Source organism: Ramlibacter pinisoli (genome assembly GCF_009758015.1).
Lineage (GTDB): Bacteria > Pseudomonadota > Gammaproteobacteria > Burkholderiales > Burkholderiaceae_C > Ramlibacter > Ramlibacter pinisoli.
Genome location: NZ_WSEL01000003.1, coordinates 422,655 through 439,452, shown reverse-complemented (window position 1 = coordinate 439,452; position 16,798 = coordinate 422,655). Strand labels below are relative to the sequence as shown.

The window sequence follows — 16,798 nt, the reverse complement described above, 5'->3', positions numbered from 1 at the left end:
GGACCGGGAACGCGAACGCCATCAGGGGGCCATGGCGCGCAGCCGCCGCACCGCCTCGTGCAGGTGCTCCAGGCTGCTCGCGGTGGAGAAGCGGATGAACCGGTGCGTGTCGGCGGTGCCGAAGTCGCGCCCGGGCGTCACGGCGACGTGCGCCTTGTCCATGATCTCGAAGGCCAGCTCCCAGCTGCCGGGCAAACCGAGCCGGTCGCACCAGGCCGAGCAGTCGGCCCAGGCATAGAAGGCGCCGTCGGGCATCACGGGCACCGGCAGGCCGACCGACTCCAGGGCCGGGATGAACCAGTCGCGCCGCTCCTTGAAGGCGGCCCGGCGGCGCTCGTACTCGGCGATGCTGTCGGGCTCGAAGCAGGCCAGGGCGGCGTGCTGGGCGACCGTGCTGGCGCAGATGAAGAGGTTCTGCGCCAATCGCTCCACCACGGGCACCAGCTCCTCGGGCATGACCATCCAGCCCAGGCGCCAGCCGGTCATGTTGAAGTACTTGGAGAAGCTGTTGATGCTGATGACCTGGTCGTCCAGCGCCAGGGCCGACTGGCCGTAGCGGTCGTCGTGCGACAGGCCCAGGTAGATCTCGTCGGTGATGGCGATGCCGCCGCGGGCCCGCACCACGTCCAGGATGCGGCGCAGCTCCTGCGGGTCGATGGACGTGCCGGTGGGGTTGGACGGCGAGGCCAGCAGCACGCCGCGGGTGCGCGGGCCCCAGTGGGTCTCCACCTGCGCCGCCGACAGCTGGAACCGGTCGGCCGCCGTCGTGGGCACCAGCACCGCCGTGCCCTCGGCCGCGCTGACGAAATGCCGGTTGCAGGGATAGCTGGGGTCGGGCATCAGGACTTCGTCGCCGGCCTCGATGAGCGCCAGGCACGCCAGCTGGAGGGCCGCCGACGCGCCGGCCGTCACCACGATGCGCCGTGCCGGGACGTCGAGCCCGAAGCGCTGCCGGTACCAGCCGCTGATGGCGGCCCGCAGCGGCTCCAGTCCGACGGCGTGGGTGTACTGCGTGGCGCCGCCGCGCACGGCGCGTTCGGCTGCTTCCCGCACCAGCGGCGGCGCCGTGAAGTCCGGCTCGCCGATGTTGAGGAACACCATCGGCCGGTCGCTGCGGGCGACGTCGCGGGCCAGCCGGGCGGCGGCCTTGGCCACCTCCATGACGTAGAACGGCTCGATCCTCTCGGCGCGCCGGGCGATCCTCATCCGCGCGCCTTTCCGCTGGCCTTGTCGGCTTCGACCTCGGTGGGCCGCAGTTGCGGCGCCAGGCCATTGAGCACCGCGTTGACGTACTTGTGGCCGTCGGTGCCGCCGAACTCCTTGGCCAGCTCGATGCATTCGTTGAGCACCACGCGCCAGGGCACGTCGGCGGCATGCTGGAACTCCCAGGCGCCGATCCACATGACGGCGTGCTCGATGGGCGAGATCTCGGCCAGCTTGCGGTCCAGCAGCGGCACGATCAGGGCGTCGAGGGCGGCGGCCTGCTCGATGCAGCCGTGCAGCAGGGCGTCGTAGTGCACCGAGTCGGCCTTGTGGAAGCCGGCCAGGTCGCGGGTGAACCGGTCGATGGCGTCAACGTCGTTGCCGCCCACCATGTGCTGGTAGAGCGCCTGCAGTGCGAACTCGCGCGACCGGCTGCGCGCCGACTTGGCCGATGCCTTGCGGGCGCCGGTGGCGGTGCGGCCCGGGGCCTTGGCCGGCAGCCGGGGCGGGGTGGTGGGGTGCTCGTCGCTCATCCGAGGCGCTCCAGCAGGTTGGCCATCTCGACCACGACACGTGCGGCGTCGACGCCCTTGTCGGTCTGGCGGGCGACGGCCTGCTCGAGGTTCTCCGTCGTCAGAATGACGTTGGCCACCGGCAGCTGGTAGTCGAGCGCGATGCGCGTGACACCGGCGGCTGATTCGTTGGCCACCAGCTCAAAGTGGTAGGTCTCGCCGCGGATCACGCAGCCCAGGGCGATGAGGGCGTCGTAGCCACCCTTCTCGGCCATCGCCTGCAGCGCCAGCGGGATCTCCAGCGCGCCGGGCACCAGCACGTGCTCGATGCTGCCGGGCTCGACGCCCAGGCGCACCAGCTCCGACTTGCAGGCCAGCGCCAGGGCGTCGGTGATGGATTCGTTGAACCGGGCCTGCACGACCCCGATGGACAGGCCCTTGCCGTCCAGCCGGTCGGCCTTGCCTTTCTCTGCTCCGAACATGGATGTCCTCAGTGGGAAGTGGGGGCCAGGTGGCCGGCGATTTCCAGGCCGTAGCCCGCCATGCTGGGGAGCCGCCGCGGCGTGCCCAGCAGGGTCATGCGGTGCACGCCGCACTCGCGCAGGATCTGCGCGCCGACGCCGTAGGTGCGCAGGTCCATGCGGCCGCGCTCGGGCGCCTGCGAGGCGCGGGCGGTTCCTTCGAACTGCGCGACCAGCTGGTCGGCCGATTCGCCGCAGTTCAGCAGCACGGCCACGCCCTGGCCGGCGCGGGCGATGTGCTGCAAGCTGGCATCGAGGCTCCAGGAGTGCATGGGGCGCGCGGTCTCCAGCGCGTCGAGCACCGACAGGGGCTCGTGCACGCGGACCGGGACGATGTCGTCGCGCTGCCACTGGCCGACCACCAGCGCCAGGTGCACGGCCTGGCTGGGCTTGTCGCGCCAGGCATGGGCGGTGAAGGTGCCGAAGCTGGTGTGCAGGGGCCGCGAGCCGATCTTCTCGATCAGCGACTCGTGGCGGCTGCGATGCTCGATGAGGTCGGCGATGGTGCCGATCTTCAGGCCATGCTCGGCGGCGAACAGCTGCAGGTCCGGCAGGCGGGCCATGGTGCCGTCGTCCTTCATGATCTCGCAGATGACGGCGGCGGGCGTCAGGCCGGCCATGCCGGCCAGGTCGCAGCCGGCCTCGGTGTGGCCGGCGCGCATGAGCACCCCGCCGTCGACCGCCTGCAGGGGGAAGATGTGCCCGGGCTGCACCAGGTCCTCGGCGCGGGCCTCGCGGGCCACGGCGGCTTGCACGGTGCGCGCCCGGTCGGCCGCCGAGATGCCGGTGGTGACGCCCTCGGCGGCCTCGATGGAGACGGTGAAGGCGGTGCCCATCTTGGTGCCGTTGCGCGCCACCATGGGCGGCAGGCGCAGCCGCTCGCAGCGGTCGCGGGTGAGGGTCAGGCAGATCAGGCCGCGGCCGAACCGGGCCATGAAGTTGACGGCTTCCGGCGTGACGTGGTCGGCGGCCAGCACCAGGTCGCCTTCGTTCTCGCGGTCTTCCTCGTCGACCAGGATCACGATGCGGCCGGCACGGATGTCGGCGACGATGTCCTCCACCGGCGAGATGGCCACGGGGCTGGTGGCGCGGCTCATGCGGGCACCTTGGCGCCGGCCAGCATGCGCTCGACGTAGCGGGCGATGAGGTCGATCTCGAGGTTGACGCGGCTGCCGGTGCGCAGGGCGTGCAGCGCGGTGTTCTCCACCGTGTGCGGGATCAGGTTGATGCTCAATTCGCAGCCTTGTGCCGTGTCGTGCACGGCGTTGACGGTGAGGCTCACGCCGTTGACGGTGACCGAGCCCTTGTAGGCCAGGTACCGGGCCAGGAAGGCCGGCGCGAGGATGCGCAGTTCGTGGCTCTCGCCCACCGGCTCGAAGCGCACCACGGTGCCGATGCCGTCGACGTGGCCGGACACGATGTGGCCGCCCAGGCGGTCGTGCGCGCGCAGTGCCTTCTCCAGGTTGACGGGGCCGGTGTCGCCCAGGCCGCTGGTCTTGTCCAGCGACTCGGCGGAGACATCGACAGTGAAGACGCGGCGGGCCGGGTCGAGCGTGGTGACGGTCATGCAGGCGCCGTTGAGCGCGATGCTGTCCCCCAGGCCCACGTCGTCCAGGTAGCCCGCGGGCGCCTCGACCGTGAGGCGCTTGCCGTGGTGGGAACTGGCCCCGAGGTCGTGGACGGCGGCGATGCGCCCCACGCCGGTGATGATTCCGGTGAACATCCGCGCATTTTCGCAGGTTCGGGTCGGCCGCTCCGGAGCGGGGTTGAATGCGGGAGCGGACACCCGGACGCAGTAGACGCCAGAGGGCGCGAACGGCGCCAAAGAATCCGTTGGATGGATGTCTTTGGGGACTTCCGCGAATTTTGGGGGGTTCTGCGGACGGGAGCCAGCGGCGGCCTCAGAACACGTCCCGGCCGGCCACCCGCGCGATGACGCGCAGGTCGTCGCCGATGCGGTCGGTGGTCAGGAAGCGCAGGGGAAGAGCGGCGTCCAGCGCGGGCAGCGGGCCGAAGCTGGCCACGCCCTGTCCCTGGCCGATCAGCTTGGGGGCCAGGTAGGCCAGCACCTCATCGACCAGGCCTTCGCGCACCAGCGAGCCATTGAGCTTGAAGCCGGCCTCCACGTGCAGTTCGTTGACTTCGCGGCGGGCCAGGTCGCGCAGCATGGCGGCCAGGTCGACCTTGCCACCGGGGCCGGGCAGGGCGATCACCTCGGCGCCCCGGGCCTCCAGTTCCGCGCGGCGCGCCGCATCGGGCTGCGCGGTGTAGACCCACAGCCGGCGCCCGGGCAGGAACAGGCGCGCCGTCGGGGGCAGCTCCAGGCGGCTGTCGACCACGGCGAGGTCGGGTTGGCGCTCGGCCGGCGCCAGCCGCACGTCGAGCCGGGGGTCGTCCTGCAGCACGGTGCCGATGCCCGTGAGCACCGCCGTCGCCCGCGCCCGCCAGGCGTGGCCGTCGGCGCGGGCCGCCTCGCCGGTGATCCACTGGCTGCGGCCATCGTCCAGCGCGGTCTTTCCGTCCAGCGAGGCCGCGACCTTGAGCCGCACCCAGGGCGTGCCGCGCACCATCCGGCTGAAGAACCCCAGGTTCAGCTCCCGGGAGGCCGCGCCGCCGTCGCCGGTCTCGACGGCCACGCCGGCGGCGCGCAGGCGCCCGAAGCCTTGGCCCGCCACCAGCGGATTGGGGTCGGTGCAGCTGGCCACGACGCGGGCGATGCCGGCGGCCACCAGGGCGTCGCAGCACGGGCCGGTGCGGCCGTGGTGGGAGCAGGGCTCCAGCGTGACGTAGGCGGTCGCGCCCCGGACGTCGCGCCCGGCCGCGGCGGCGTCGCGCAGCGCCACGATCTCGGCGTGCGGGCCGCCGGCGCGCTGGGTGTGGCCTTGCCCGAGCACCGCGCCATCGGCTCCCACCAGCACGCAGCCGACGCGCGGATTGGGCTCGGTCAGGCCCACCGCCTGTCCGGCCAGGGCGAGCGCCTGTCGCATCGGGGTCGAAACGTCCATGCGGGCGATTGTCGGCGATGCCACTTGGCCCCCGGGCGGTGCCGGTCGTCGGTCGGAGATGGCGCAGCGGCGCGGCCTCGCTATGGTTCAGCCTGCCGCAATGGAGGGGGAAGGCATGACCAGGATCACGGGGAAGAACAGGCTGCGTGGCTTCACGCTCATCGAGCTGATGATCACCGTGGCCGTCATCGGCATCCTGGCCGCGGTGGCGTTCCCCTCGTACACCAAGTACCTGGCCAAGGGCCGGCGCGCCGCGGCGCAGGCCGTCATGCACAACGTGGGCAGCCGCCAGGAGCAGTACATGCTCAATTCGCGCAGCTACTACCCGAGCCCGGCGGGTTCCTCCACCGACCTGTCCGGCCTGGGCATCACCCTGGGCACCGACGTGTCCGGCTACTACACCATCACCGTCACCTCCGACACGTCGCCGGCCTGGACCGTCACCGCCGCCCCCAGGGCGCCGCAGACGGTCAACGACGCCACCTGCGGCACGCTGACGCTGACCAACGCGGGCGCCAAGGGCGCCTCGGGCGGCTCGACCACCTGCTGGTGACAGCCGCCATGACCCTGCCGTCCACCCTCCCATCCGGTCACCCCCGACAGCGGGGCTTCACGCTCATCGAGCTGATGGTGGTGGTGAGCCTGCTCGCCCTGATGCTGGGCATCGGCATCCCGTCGTTCCGCAACTTCATGGAGACCCAGCGCGTGAAGACGGCCGGGTCCGATTTCGCCACCGCGCTGCTGGTGGCCCGCAGCGAGGCGATCAAGCGCAACACCACGGTGACCATTGCCCCGGTCGGCACCGGCTGGACCACCGGCTGGACCGTGACCGGCGGGGGGGCCACCCTGGCCACCCAGCAGGCGCTCGGCGGCGTGACGGTCACCACCACCCCGGATCCCACGGCCAGCGTCGTGTACCAGGGCAACGGCCGCATCGCCTCCACCCTCACGTTCCAGTTCAGCGGCGGCAACACCAGTTCGGTGCGCTGCGTGTCCATCAACGTGAGCGGAGTGCCCAACACCACCTCCAGGAACTGCTGATGCAATGCCCCACCGCCGCCCGTCGGCGCCAGCAAGGCGCCACCCTGATCGAGGTCCTGGTGTCGCTCATCATCCTGATGGTCGGCCTGCTGGGGCTCATCGGCGTCATGGTCCAGAGCCAGCGCGCCCAGCTCGAGTCCTACCAGCGCGTGCAGGCGCTGCTGCTGGTGCAGGACATGGTGGCGCGCATCGGCACCAACGCCACCGCCGCCGACTGCTACGTCCCGGCCGCCACGGTGGGCACGAGCAGCGCCGTCCTCACGGCCACCCCCGGCTGCGCCCTGCCCAACACCGACGCCCGCCAGGTCCGGGCCCTGAGCGACCTGAACGAGTGGCGCAACCTGCTGCTGGGCAGCGCCGAACTGTCGGGCGCGAACAGCGTCGGCGCCATCCTGGGCGCCCGCGGCTGCATCACCAAGAACGCCACCACCGGCGTGTTCCAGGTCAGCGTGGCGTGGCAGGGCGTGCAGGCCGCGGGGGCGCCGCCGGCCGGCATCACCTGCGGCACCGGCTCCTACGGCACCGACGACGCCCAGCGCCGGGCCGTGAGCGTCACCGTCCTGCCGGGCACCGCGAGCTGAATCCCATGCGACACACCCACCATCACGGCAACCGCCGGCGCGGCCAGCGCGGCCTGACGCTGATCGAGTTCATGGTCTCGATCGCGCTCGGCATGCTGATTGTCGCCGCGCTCGCGACGCTGATCGCCGACCAGAGCAGCAACCGCGCCGAGGTCGAGCGCGCCGGCCGCCTGATCGAGAACGGCCGCTATGCTGTGCGCGCGATGGCCGACGACCTGCAGATGGCCGGCTACTGGGGGGAGCTCACCACCGCGCCGTCGGCGCCCGCGGCGCTTCCCGACCCTTGCAGCACCACCGAGGCGGACGTCGCGTCCGCCATCGCCCTGCACGTGCAGGGCTACAACGTGGGAAGCACGACGACACCCGTCACTTCGGGAACGGTGCCCGGCAACTCCCAGGTGGCGTCCTGCCTGAGCGACGTGGCGCCCAACACCGACATCCTGGTGGTCCGCCACGCCGATCCGGACACCAGCAGCCTGGAAACGGCCGGCGCGCCCGACCTGGCGAAGATGGTGAACGGCCAGCTGTACGTCCAGACCGGCCTGGTGCTGGCCACCAAGTCGTTCGACTCGCGGCTCCATGCCGGCGCCTCGGCCTCCAACTCCACCAATTTCCCCCTCCTGAAGAAGGACCTGACCACGCCGGCCAGCTTCCGCAAGGTCGTGGTGCACATCTATTACATCAGCCAGTGCAGCGTGCAATCGGGCGGCAGCTGCGCCGCCGGTGACGGTGGCAACCCGATCCCGACCCTGAAGATGGTCGAGCTCACGGTGGCCGGCGGCCTCGCCAGCTGGAACACGGTCACCATCGCCGAAGGCATCGAGAACCTGCAGGTGGACTACGGCGTCGACACCGATGCCAACGGCTCCCCCGACGGCACAGACGTCAGCGGTTCGGCGCTGACCAAGGACACCTGGCCCGACGTCATGACCGCCAAGGTCTACCTGCTGGCGCGCAGCACCGACAAGACGCCCGGCTTCACCGACACCAAGACCTATCCCCTCGGCACGGCGGGCACCGTCACGCCTGCCACCGCCGACCAGGGCTACAAGCGGCACGTCTTCGTGCAGTCGGTCCGCCTGGTCAATCCCAGCGCCCGGAGGGTCTCGTGAACCGCCGCCATTCCCAGTCCGGCATGACGCTCGTCGTCGCGCTGGTCATGCTCGTCGTGCTGAGCCTGCTGGTCGTCTCGGCCATCCGCTTCGGCAACATCAACCTGAAGATCGCCGGCAACGCGCAGGCGGAGACCGAGGCCTCGGCCGCCGCCCAGGTGGCGCTGGAAAGCACCGTCACCACGATGGCCGCCGCCACCGACATCAGCGCCATCGCCGCCCAGCCCACGGTGTCCGTCAACACCGGCGGCATGACCTACACGGTGGCCATTACCAAGCCCGGCTGCATCTTCACCAAGAACGTGCCCACCAGCGACCTGGACCCGACCAAGACCAACGACCAGGTGTGCTTCGAGGCGACCGACACCGACAAGCTGGTGACGTCGTCCGGCACGCTCACCACCACGCCGAGCGCCTGCAAGGACCAGCAGTGGGACGTGGCCGCCTCGCTGACCGACGCCAAGTCCGGCGCGCAGGTGTCGATGCTGCAGGGAGCCTCCGTGCGCGTCGGTGCGCAGGTGGAATGTCCATGAACACTGCGGGCACAACCCGCGGGCGGGAGCCGTCATGAAAAAAAGTATGCAAGCCTTCCTGGTCGTCCTGTCGCTGGTGCTGGCGGGCTTCTCCGCCTCGCTGCACGCGGAGGACACCGACATCTACGTCGACAACAGCGGGACGTCGGGCACGCCCAACGTGCTGTTCATCCTGGACAACGGCGCCGATTTCGACGCCACCGCCAGCGGTGCGGGCTGCTCCGCCTACACCGGCACGGCAACCGCCCCGTCGATGGGGGCCAGCAAGTCGGCCGGCATGCTGCAGTGCGCCCTGGTCGACGCCATCAACTCGCTGCCCGACGGGTCCGTCAACATCGGCCTGATGGTGAGCAACGGCAACGGCTACGGTTCAGACACCCGCGCCGGCACCGACAAGGCCTTCCACGAGAAGTGCAACGCCTCCGGCTCCGGCGGCTGCCTGCTGCGCAAGCTGACCCCGATGACGTCGACCACGAACGCGACCTACGGCCGCTCGAACAAGGCCAGCTTCGTCGAGTTCATCAAGACCTGGAACGCCCAGGGCAACAACAGCGACGCCAACAACTTCAGCGTGAAGGTCAACTCGGCCGCCACCGGCACGGCGATGCAGGAGGCCTGGGCCTACTTCAACGGCAAGGTGGGCATGTCGGGCACCGACTACGGCACCTCCCTGCTGTCGGCCGGATGCCAGCGCAACTTCATCATCTACATCGCCAACACCGACAAGACGCCGCCGGCCGAGAATCCCTCGCCCGGCGCCGATGGCGGCACCAGCAACTACTCGATGGCGGATGCGCGGGTCAACGCCAGCACCGCACAGAAGAACAAGATCGCGACGACGGTCGTCTTCGAGCAGTCGACCTGCGGCTCCGCCAGCATGCCGGCCGCCAACAGCGCGAGCGACTGGTCGTCGAACTGGGCCGACGAATGGGCCCGGCTGATGTTCCAGCAGGACGCCGGCAGCAATGTCCAGACCGGCACGCAGAACGTCATCACCTACACCATCGGCATCACCAGCCCGACCTGCCGAAAGGCCGACTACCCGGCCCTGCTGTCGAGCATGGCAAGGTATGGCGGCGGCAAGTATTTCCAGACCAGCGACGCCTCCGGCCTGTCCGAGGCCATCCTGAAGATCCTCAACGAAGTCCAGGCGGTCAACAGCGTGTTCTCGTCGGCCTCGCTGCCGGTGTCGGTGAACGCGCAGGGCACCTACCTGAACCAGATCTTCCTGGGCATGTTCCGCCCCGATGCCGACGGCCTGCCGCGCTGGATGGGCAACCTGAAGCAATACAAGCTGGTGCCCGGCGCCGGCGGCAACCTGGTGATGGGCGACAAGAACGGCAACCCGGCCATCAGCTCGGCCGGCACCGGCTTCCTGTCCCCCACCGCCGTGAGCTACTGGACCACCAAGGACACCAGCACTGCGCCCGATGACACGACCACCGGCGGCTTCTGGGTCAACGACGCCAAGGGCACCCCGGCCAGCACCTACGACTCGCCCGATGGCGAGGTGGTCGAAAAGGGCGGTGTCGCCCAGCAACTGCGCAAGGAGAACCTGACGGCCACCTTCGCCGGCGCGATGGCCAGCGGCACCAACCCGCGCCGCCTCTACACCTACTGCCCGAGCGGGACCAGCTGCAGCAACAACCTGACCGCGGCAGCCAACGAGTTCTCGACCGCCAACGCCGGCATCCCCGCCAATGCGTTCGGCAGCGACAACTCGGTGCGCATTTCCTCCATCTACCGCACCGGCACGACGGCGCTGGTCACCACGTCGGGCCGCCACGGGTTCACCGTCGGATCGACCGTGACGGTCAAGAACGTGGACCAGGCCGCCTACAACGTCACGCAGACGCTGACCGCGACGACCGTGAACAGCTCGACGACGTTCACCATCACCGGCCTTCCGGACACGCCGAGGACTCCGGCCCTCGGCACCTACCAGGTCAGCAAGCAGGGGAGCAACCCGTTCGGTGTCTCCAGCATCACGCGCACCGCGAACACGGCCGCCGGCAGCGCCAGTGCCACCGACACGGTGACCGTCACGACGTCGTCGGCCCACACGTTCAACGCCGGCGACACGGTCCAGTTCAGCAACAACATCACCGGCTACAGTTCCTCGGCTGTCATCACCGCGGTGTCGCCCGACCGACTGTCGTTCTCCTATTCGCTGACCCTGCCCACGGGACTCTCCGCCACGGGAACGGCCGCCTACGTCGCCGGGAACGCCACCCCGATCGCCAGCCTGACGCAATATTCCACGAACGGCCAGAGCGGTAACAACCAGGTCGCCGTCTACACCGTCACGACCGGCGCCAACCACCTACTGCATGACGGCCAGACGGTCACGATCGCCAATACCAAGACGGTGGACGGGACCTACAGCATCACCTATGTCGGTCCGACGCAGTTCCGCATCAGCGCAACGGGCAACACCAACACCAACCTGAATACCAGCCCGACCGTCACGAGGTCGACCGGCACGCAGGCCGTCAACCTGGCCCGGGACAACAACGCCGCCAGCGCCACGATCCGGGTGACCGGGGCACCGTCGAACTTCTTCGCCAATGGCGACACGATCTCGATCGCCTCGACCACGGCCGGATTCACCAGCACCAACGCCACCATCTCGTGCACGGCTCCGTGCACCTCGTTCACCTACTCCGTTCCGCTTCCCGCAACCCCGGCAACCGTGCCCGGCGGCACGACAGTCGGTATCGGCGGCGGCTCGGTCAACGCGATCTCGGTGGCGCGCGACGCGAATGGCCTCGTCACCGTCACGGCGCCGACGAACCCGTTCCTGACCGGGGACATGATCACCGTCGCGGCGGTCAGCGGGCCCTACACTGACGAAAGCGAGTACCTGGGCTCGTACCCGATCACCTGCACCAGTCTGCTGAACTGCACGACGTTCACCTACCAGATCGCCGTCACGCCGGCCCGGCAGGCCACGGGCGCCAACATGCAGGCGTACAGCTCGACCTCGCCGCCCGATCGCGACACCGTCATCAAGTGGGTTCGCGGCCTCGACAGCGAGGGCGACGAGAACGGGCCGGGCAGCGGCATCACGGTGCGCGGTTCGATCCACGGCGACGTGCTGCATTCCCGCCCCCTGGTGGTCAACTACGGCGACACCCGCGGCATCGTGGCCTTCTACGGCGCCAACGACGGCGTGTTCCGCGCCGTCAACGGCAACCAGACCGGCAACATCGGCAACGTGCCGGCCGGTGGCGAGCTGTGGGGGCTGATCCTTCCGGAACACTACGCCTACCTCAACCGGCTGCGCAGGAACTCCCCGGAACTGAAGTTCCCGTCGACGGCCCTGCCGTCGGCGCAGCCGAAGAACTACTTCATCGACGGCCCGACCGGCGCCTACCAGCGGCTCGCCGCCGACGGGACGGTCGCCACGTCCTACCTCTACCTGACGATGCGGCGCGGTGGCCGGTTCATCTATGGCCTGGACGTCAGCCAGCCGCAGTCGCCCCAGCGGCTCTGGACCATCAGCAACACCAGCACCGGCTTCGAGGAACTGGGCCAGACCTGGTCGCGCCCGCGGCTGACGGTGCTGCAGAACTGGGCCAACCCGGTGCTGGTCTTCGGCGGCGGCTATGACCCGGCCCAGGACACCGAGCCGCCCGGCACGTCCACCATGGGTCGCGCCGTCTACATCGTCGATGCCGTCAGCGGTGACCTGGTCTGGAGCGCCACGCCCGGCTGCACCACCTCGGCGACCTGCAAGCAGGTGTCGGGCATGACGCAGCCGATCCCGTCCGACGTCACGTTCGTCGACCGCGACAACGACGGCCGGGTCGACAAGCTGTACGTCGGCGACCTGGGCGGCAACGTGTGGCGCCTGGACGTGAGCAACAGCGACCGCACCCGCTGGTCGGTCACCAAGATCGCCGCCCTGGGCTGCGACAACGGTGCCGCGGCGAACCCGACCTGCCCCATCGTCTCCCCCGACACGGTGGCGCGCGCACCGCGCAAGTTCTTCTTCCCGCCCTCGGTGCTGACCATCAAGGGCCCGGGCGCGACCGGGTCCTACGAGGCGATCTCCATTGCCTCCGGTGACCGCGAGCATCCGCTGAAGAACACGGGCAACGGCTCGTCCTACAACGTGGTCGACCGTTTCTTCATGCTCAAGGACACGGGCACCACGGTCGGCACGCCGGATACCCACGACCTGAACCTGAGCAACCTGTTCAACGCCACCAGCACGAACTGGAACGGGACCCGGGACGGCTTCTACATCACCCTCGCTACGGGCGAGAAGGTGGTCAATGCGCCTCTGACGGTCAATGGCACGGTGTTCTTCTCGACCAACAAGCCGATCGACACCAGCGCCACCTGCGCCGCCAACCTGGGCCAGGCCAAGGCCTACGGCGTCAGCCCCTTCGACGGGTCGGCCGTGAGCAACGTGCTGCAGGGCGGCGGCATGCCCCCCAGCGCGGTGGCCGGCGTGGTGCAGATCACCAAGACCACCAACAACGGCAACGGCAGCACGACCACCACGACCACGAACGAGAAGTTCTGCATCGGCTGCGGCATCGCCGGCGACCAGCTGGGCGGCACGAACAGCACCCCTTGCAACTCGGCACTCGAGAACTGCAACGTGGGCAAGGTGATCCCGAAGAGGTTGAAGCGGACTTACTGGTACAAGAAATAGCCGCAAAGCGGGACGGGGACTGGGGGGCCATGAGGCCCCCTTTTTTTTCGCCCCGTGGCCGGTTCGCTAGCCTGGGGGGCGCCCGGTGAACTGGCGCACAGCCTGGCGGTGACTTGGGGCGACGGGCCGGTGGGGCAGAGTTGCCTTGGCGATGCGCCCGCAGCGCCTAGATTGCGGGCATGGGGAGAACCACACCGCGCTCGGGCAGCGGCCGCGCCTGGCAGGGGCGCAGGCCGCCCGAGCCCGGCTTCACGCTGGTCGAGGTGCTGGCCGTGCTGGCGGTGTCGGCCGTCCTTGCCTCGACCGCCATGCCGTCCCTGCGCGCTCTCGCCGCATCGGTGCGTGTGAGCGCGGCCGCCAACGACCTGCTCGGGGACCTGCTGCTCACCCGCAGCGAGGCCATCCACCGGCGCGGGCGCGTGGTGTCCTGCAAGTCGTCGAACGGGTCATCCTGCGCCGACGCCGGCGGCTGGCAGCAGGGCTGGATCGTGTTCGTGGACGGCGACGACGACGGGCAGCGCGATGCGTCGGAGCCCCTGCTGCAGCGCCAGGGGGCGTTGCCGGCCGACGTGCGCCTCACCGGCAACGGCAGCCTGGCGCGCTACGTGGCCTATGTGGGCAACGGGTCCACGCGGCTGGTGGGCGGCGGTTTCCAGGCCGGCACCCTGACCGTCTGCCGCGAGTCGGCGGGGCCCACGGCGGCCCGGCAGATCGTCATCAACGCCAGCGGCCGCCCGCGCGTGCAGAAGACAACGGTCGGCAGTTGCTGACCAGGTCTAGCGCCGGATCTCGTCGACCACCGTCTTGAATTCGTCGATGTCCTCGAAGCTGCGGTACACGCTGGCAAAGCGCACGTAGCCCACCTTGTCGAGCTTCTTCAGCTCGCGCATCACGAGCTCCCCGATGCGGGCACTTGGGATTTCGCGCAGGCCGAGGTTGAGCAGCTTCTCCTCGATGCGTTCCACCGCGCCGTCGACCTGCTCGGTGCTGACCGGCCGCTTGCGCAGCGCCAGCGTCATGGAACCGAGCAGCTTGGCGCGCTCGTAGTCGATGCGGCGGCCATCCTTCTTGACCACCGCGGGGAAGGTGACGTCGGGCCGCTCGTAGGTGGTGAAGCGCTTCTCGCAGTGGGCGCACTGGCGGCGCCGGCGGATGAAGTCCCCGTCTTCGGCGACGCGCGTCTCCACCACCTGGGTATCGACGTTGCCGCAGAAGGGGCACTTCATCACAGTCTCACTTGCTCACTTGTAGACCGGGAACCGGCGGGTGAGGGCGTTGACCTTCTCGCGCACCGCCGCGATGTTGGCCGGGTCGCGCGGGTTGTCCAGCACGTCGGCGATGAGGTTGGCGGTGATCCGCGCCTCGTCCTCCCGGAACCCGCGGGTGGTCATGGCGGGCGTGCCGATTCGCACGCCGCTGGTGACCATCGGCTTCTCGGGATCGTTGGGGATGGCGTTCTTGTTGATCGTCATGTGCGCGCTGCCCAGCACCGCCTCGGCGTCCTTGCCGGTGATGCCCTTGGCGCGCAGGTCGACCAGCATGACGTGGCTCTCGGTGCGGCCGCTGACGATGCGCAGGCCGCGCTCGACCAGCGTCTCGGCCACCACGCGGGCGTTCTTCACCACCTGCTGCTGGTAGGCCTTGAACTCGGGCTGGAGCGCCTCCTTGAAGGCGACCGCCTTGGCGGCGATGACGTGCATCAGCGGGCCGCCCTGCAGGCCGGGGAAGATGGCGCTGTTGATCGCCTTCTCATGCTGCGACTTCATCAGGATGATGCCGCCGCGCGGGCCGCGCAGGCTCTTGTGGGTGGTGGAAGTCACCACGTCGGCGTGCGGCACCGGGTTGGGGTACTCGCCGGCGGCGATGAGGCCGGCATAGTGGGCCATGTCGACCATGAAGATGGCCCCGACCTCGCGGGCGACCCGGGCGAAGCGCTCGAAGTCGATGCGCAGGGCGTAGGCGGAGGCGCCGGCGATGATCAGCTTGGGCCTGGTCTCGCGCGCCTTGCGCTCCATGGCGTCGTAGTCGATCGCTTCCTGGGCGTCCAGGCCGTAGGAGACCACGTTGAACCACTTGCCGCTCATGTTGAGCGCCATGCCGTGCGTGAGGTGGCCGCCTTCGGCCAGACTCATGCCCATGATGGTGTCGCCGGGCTTGAGGAAGGCCAGGAACACGGCCTCGTTGGCCTGCGCGCCGGAATGGGCCTGCACGTTGGCGGCCTCGGCGCCGAACAGCTGCTTGACGCGGTCGATCGCCAGCTGCTCGGCGATGTCGACGTTCTCGCAGCCGCCGTAATAGCGCTTGCCGGGATAGCCCTCGGCGTACTTGTTGGTGAGCTGCGTGCCCTGGGCCGCCATGACGGCGGGGGAAGCGTAGTTCTCGCTGGCGATCAGCTCGATGTGCTCTTCCTGGCGGCGGTTCTCGGCGACGATGGCCGTCCACAGCTCGGGATCGGCTTGCTCGATGAGGATGTTGCGGTGGTACATGGCGGCAGTCCAGACGTGTGGTCCCTGTGATGCACAAGGGCTGCCCAGGCGAACGGCGGAACACCGGCGACTGCGCCGGCGGCACGCTTCCCAGTGGTGGCCCACGTCAGCGCCAGGGCCCCTGCAGGGCGCCGCGCCTATCGCCAGTCGCGTACCGGGAAGAGTGTAGCCGAGCCCGGAGGTCAGAAAATGGAGGCGACCTTGTCGGCAGCCCGCTCGGGCGCGGCCAGCGGCTCGTCCTTCGCCGGCACCGGGACCACCGTGCGCAGCGTGCCCGGCGGTGCCAGCGGCACGGCGCGGCCGGCGGCCACCTGCTGCAGGCGGGCGTGTTCGGCCATCACCTTGTCGGCGTAGCCGCCGTCCTCGGCCAGCAGGGCGGCGCCGACGTAGAACTTCAGCCCGCCCTGCAGGGAGCCGGCGCGCTGGATGCACTCCTGCAGCACCTTGACACCCACCCGCAGGTTGGTCACGGGGTCGAAGGCCGCCAGCTTGCCGCCGAAGATCTCGTACTTGTCGCTGTGCACGCCGGTCATGACCTGCATCAGGCCCTGGGCGCCCACCGGGCTCTGGGCGAACGGGTTGAAGCCGGATTCCACGGCCATGACCGCCAGGATCAGGGTGGGGTCGAGCTTGGTCTTGCGGCCGACCTCGTAGGCCTCGGCGACCAGGGCGCTCACCGGTTCCGGCGCCACGCGGTACTTCTTGCTCAGCCAATAGGCGACGGCGGCCTGCTGCTTGGGCAGGTCCTTGGGGTTGGCCGCCGTGGCGCGGTCGATGGCGTCCAGCTCGGGCACCATGCCCAGCGCCGCCACCTGCCGGGCCTGCAGCCAGCTCATCAGCTGGGACTCGCCCACCTGCCGCAGGTCCGGCCGGACCGAGAGCATGGCGAGCGCGAACACGACGCTGACGCCGACGAGGGCGAATCCGTTGTGGGTGATCTCGAAGAAGCCCTCGGCGACATCGGATGCGAAGGTTCGCAATGCCTGGGCCACTCGTCCTGACGCTGTCATAGCACGCCTTTCTACGCGCGGGGCTTGCTGGGGGGCGCTCGTTCGAGCGCGCCGTCCATCAAGCTCCTCGTTTGGATTGGGTCGCCATCGAGGCCCCGGGGCTCCCTTGGAGGGACCTGCAACAGGGC

16 protein-coding genes and 1 riboswitch are annotated in these 16,798 nt (G+C 69.7%); of the genes, 7 read left to right on the top strand and 9 right to left on the bottom strand.

Features of this window, described 5'->3' with window-relative positions; all coding sequences use genetic code 11:
- Nucleotides 1-21 precede the first annotated feature (21 nt).
- The 6 genes from GON04_RS03270 to ribD form a co-directional block, all read right to left on the bottom strand.
- Nucleotides 22-1,206 carry a pyridoxal phosphate-dependent aminotransferase gene (locus tag GON04_RS03270; RefSeq protein ID WP_157396549.1) on the bottom strand — a complete coding sequence of 395 codons (1,185 nt, stop codon included), beginning with the start codon at nt 1,204-1,206 and terminating at the stop codon, nt 22-24.
- Nucleotides 1,203-1,736, bottom strand: coding sequence for a transcription antitermination factor NusB (gene nusB / locus GON04_RS03265; protein ID WP_157396548.1), 534 nt, complete (start codon nt 1,734-1,736; stop codon nt 1,203-1,205). The genes GON04_RS03270 and nusB overlap by 4 nt, the downstream gene beginning before the upstream one ends.
- Nucleotides 1,733-2,197 carry a 6,7-dimethyl-8-ribityllumazine synthase gene (ribH, locus tag GON04_RS03260; RefSeq protein WP_157396547.1) on the bottom strand — a complete coding sequence of 155 codons (465 nt, stop codon included), beginning with the start codon at nt 2,195-2,197 and terminating at the stop codon, nt 1,733-1,735. Before ribH ends, nusB begins: the two co-directional genes overlap by 4 nt.
- An 8-nt stretch (nt 2,198-2,205) precedes the next feature.
- Nucleotides 2,206-3,333, bottom strand: coding sequence for a bifunctional 3,4-dihydroxy-2-butanone-4-phosphate synthase/GTP cyclohydrolase II (gene ribBA, locus GON04_RS03255; protein ID WP_157396546.1), 1,128 nt, complete (start codon nt 3,331-3,333; stop codon nt 2,206-2,208).
- On the bottom strand, nt 3,330-3,959 hold the full coding sequence (locus tag GON04_RS03250; RefSeq protein WP_157396545.1) for a riboflavin synthase: 630 nt from the start codon (nt 3,957-3,959) through the stop codon (nt 3,330-3,332). Before GON04_RS03250 ends, ribBA begins: the two co-directional genes overlap by 4 nt.
- A gap of 178 nt (nt 3,960-4,137) precedes the next feature.
- On the bottom strand, nt 4,138-5,241 hold the full coding sequence (gene ribD / locus GON04_RS03245; protein WP_157396544.1) for a bifunctional diaminohydroxyphosphoribosylaminopyrimidine deaminase/5-amino-6-(5-phosphoribosylamino)uracil reductase RibD: 1,104 nt from the start codon (nt 5,239-5,241) through the stop codon (nt 4,138-4,140).
- Between the two features lie 115 nt (nt 5,242-5,356).
- On the opposite strand from ribD, the gene GON04_RS03240 reads away from it, so the two are divergent.
- From GON04_RS03240 to GON04_RS03210, 7 genes are all read left to right on the top strand, one after another.
- A complete protein-coding gene (locus GON04_RS03240; protein WP_157396543.1) occupies nt 5,357-5,794 on the top strand; it encodes a type IV pilin protein in 438 nt (145 codons plus the stop codon).
- Nucleotides 5,795-5,802: 8 nt separating this feature from the next.
- Nucleotides 5,803-6,282, top strand: a complete 480-nt coding sequence (locus GON04_RS03235) for a GspH/FimT family pseudopilin (protein WP_157398325.1) — start codon at nt 5,803-5,805, stop codon at nt 6,280-6,282.
- Nucleotides 6,282-6,863, top strand: a complete 582-nt coding sequence (gene pilV / locus GON04_RS03230) for a type IV pilus modification protein PilV (protein ID WP_157396542.1) — start codon at nt 6,282-6,284, stop codon at nt 6,861-6,863. Before GON04_RS03235 ends, pilV begins: the two co-directional genes overlap by 1 nt.
- A 5-nt stretch (nt 6,864-6,868) precedes the next feature.
- Nucleotides 6,869-7,975 (top strand): PilW family protein, encoded by a 1,107-nt coding sequence (locus GON04_RS03225; RefSeq protein WP_157398324.1) that lies wholly within the window; start codon nt 6,869-6,871, stop codon nt 7,973-7,975.
- Nucleotides 7,972-8,508, top strand: coding sequence for a PilX N-terminal domain-containing pilus assembly protein (locus GON04_RS03220; protein WP_157396541.1), 537 nt, complete (start codon nt 7,972-7,974; stop codon nt 8,506-8,508). Before GON04_RS03225 ends, GON04_RS03220 begins: the two co-directional genes overlap by 4 nt.
- A gap of 34 nt (nt 8,509-8,542) precedes the next feature.
- Nucleotides 8,543-13,174, top strand: a complete 4,632-nt coding sequence (locus tag GON04_RS03215) for a PilC/PilY family type IV pilus protein (protein WP_198349198.1) — start codon at nt 8,543-8,545, stop codon at nt 13,172-13,174.
- Nucleotides 13,175-13,353: 179 nt separating this feature from the next.
- Nucleotides 13,354-13,944, top strand: a complete 591-nt coding sequence (locus GON04_RS03210; protein WP_157396539.1) for a GspH/FimT family pseudopilin — start codon at nt 13,354-13,356, stop codon at nt 13,942-13,944.
- A 6-nt stretch (nt 13,945-13,950) separates the two neighbouring features.
- Here GON04_RS03210 and nrdR read toward each other — a convergent pair whose 3' ends face one another.
- The 3 genes from nrdR to GON04_RS03195 form a co-directional block, all read right to left on the bottom strand.
- Nucleotides 13,951-14,400, bottom strand: coding sequence for a transcriptional regulator NrdR (gene nrdR / locus GON04_RS03205; protein ID WP_157396538.1), 450 nt, complete (start codon nt 14,398-14,400; stop codon nt 13,951-13,953).
- Between the two features lie 15 nt (nt 14,401-14,415).
- Nucleotides 14,416-15,660 (bottom strand): serine hydroxymethyltransferase, encoded by a 1,245-nt coding sequence (gene glyA / locus GON04_RS03200; RefSeq protein ID WP_157396537.1) that lies wholly within the window; start codon nt 15,658-15,660, stop codon nt 14,416-14,418.
- 35 nt (nt 15,661-15,695) lie between these two features.
- A riboswitch (ZMP/ZTP riboswitch) is annotated at nt 15,696-15,821 on the bottom strand.
- A gap of 21 nt (nt 15,822-15,842) precedes the next feature.
- Entirely contained in the window at nt 15,843-16,670 is an 828-nt protein-coding gene (locus GON04_RS03195) for a lytic transglycosylase domain-containing protein (protein ID WP_157396536.1), read from the bottom strand.
- Between the last annotated feature and the right edge of the window lie 128 nt (nt 16,671-16,798).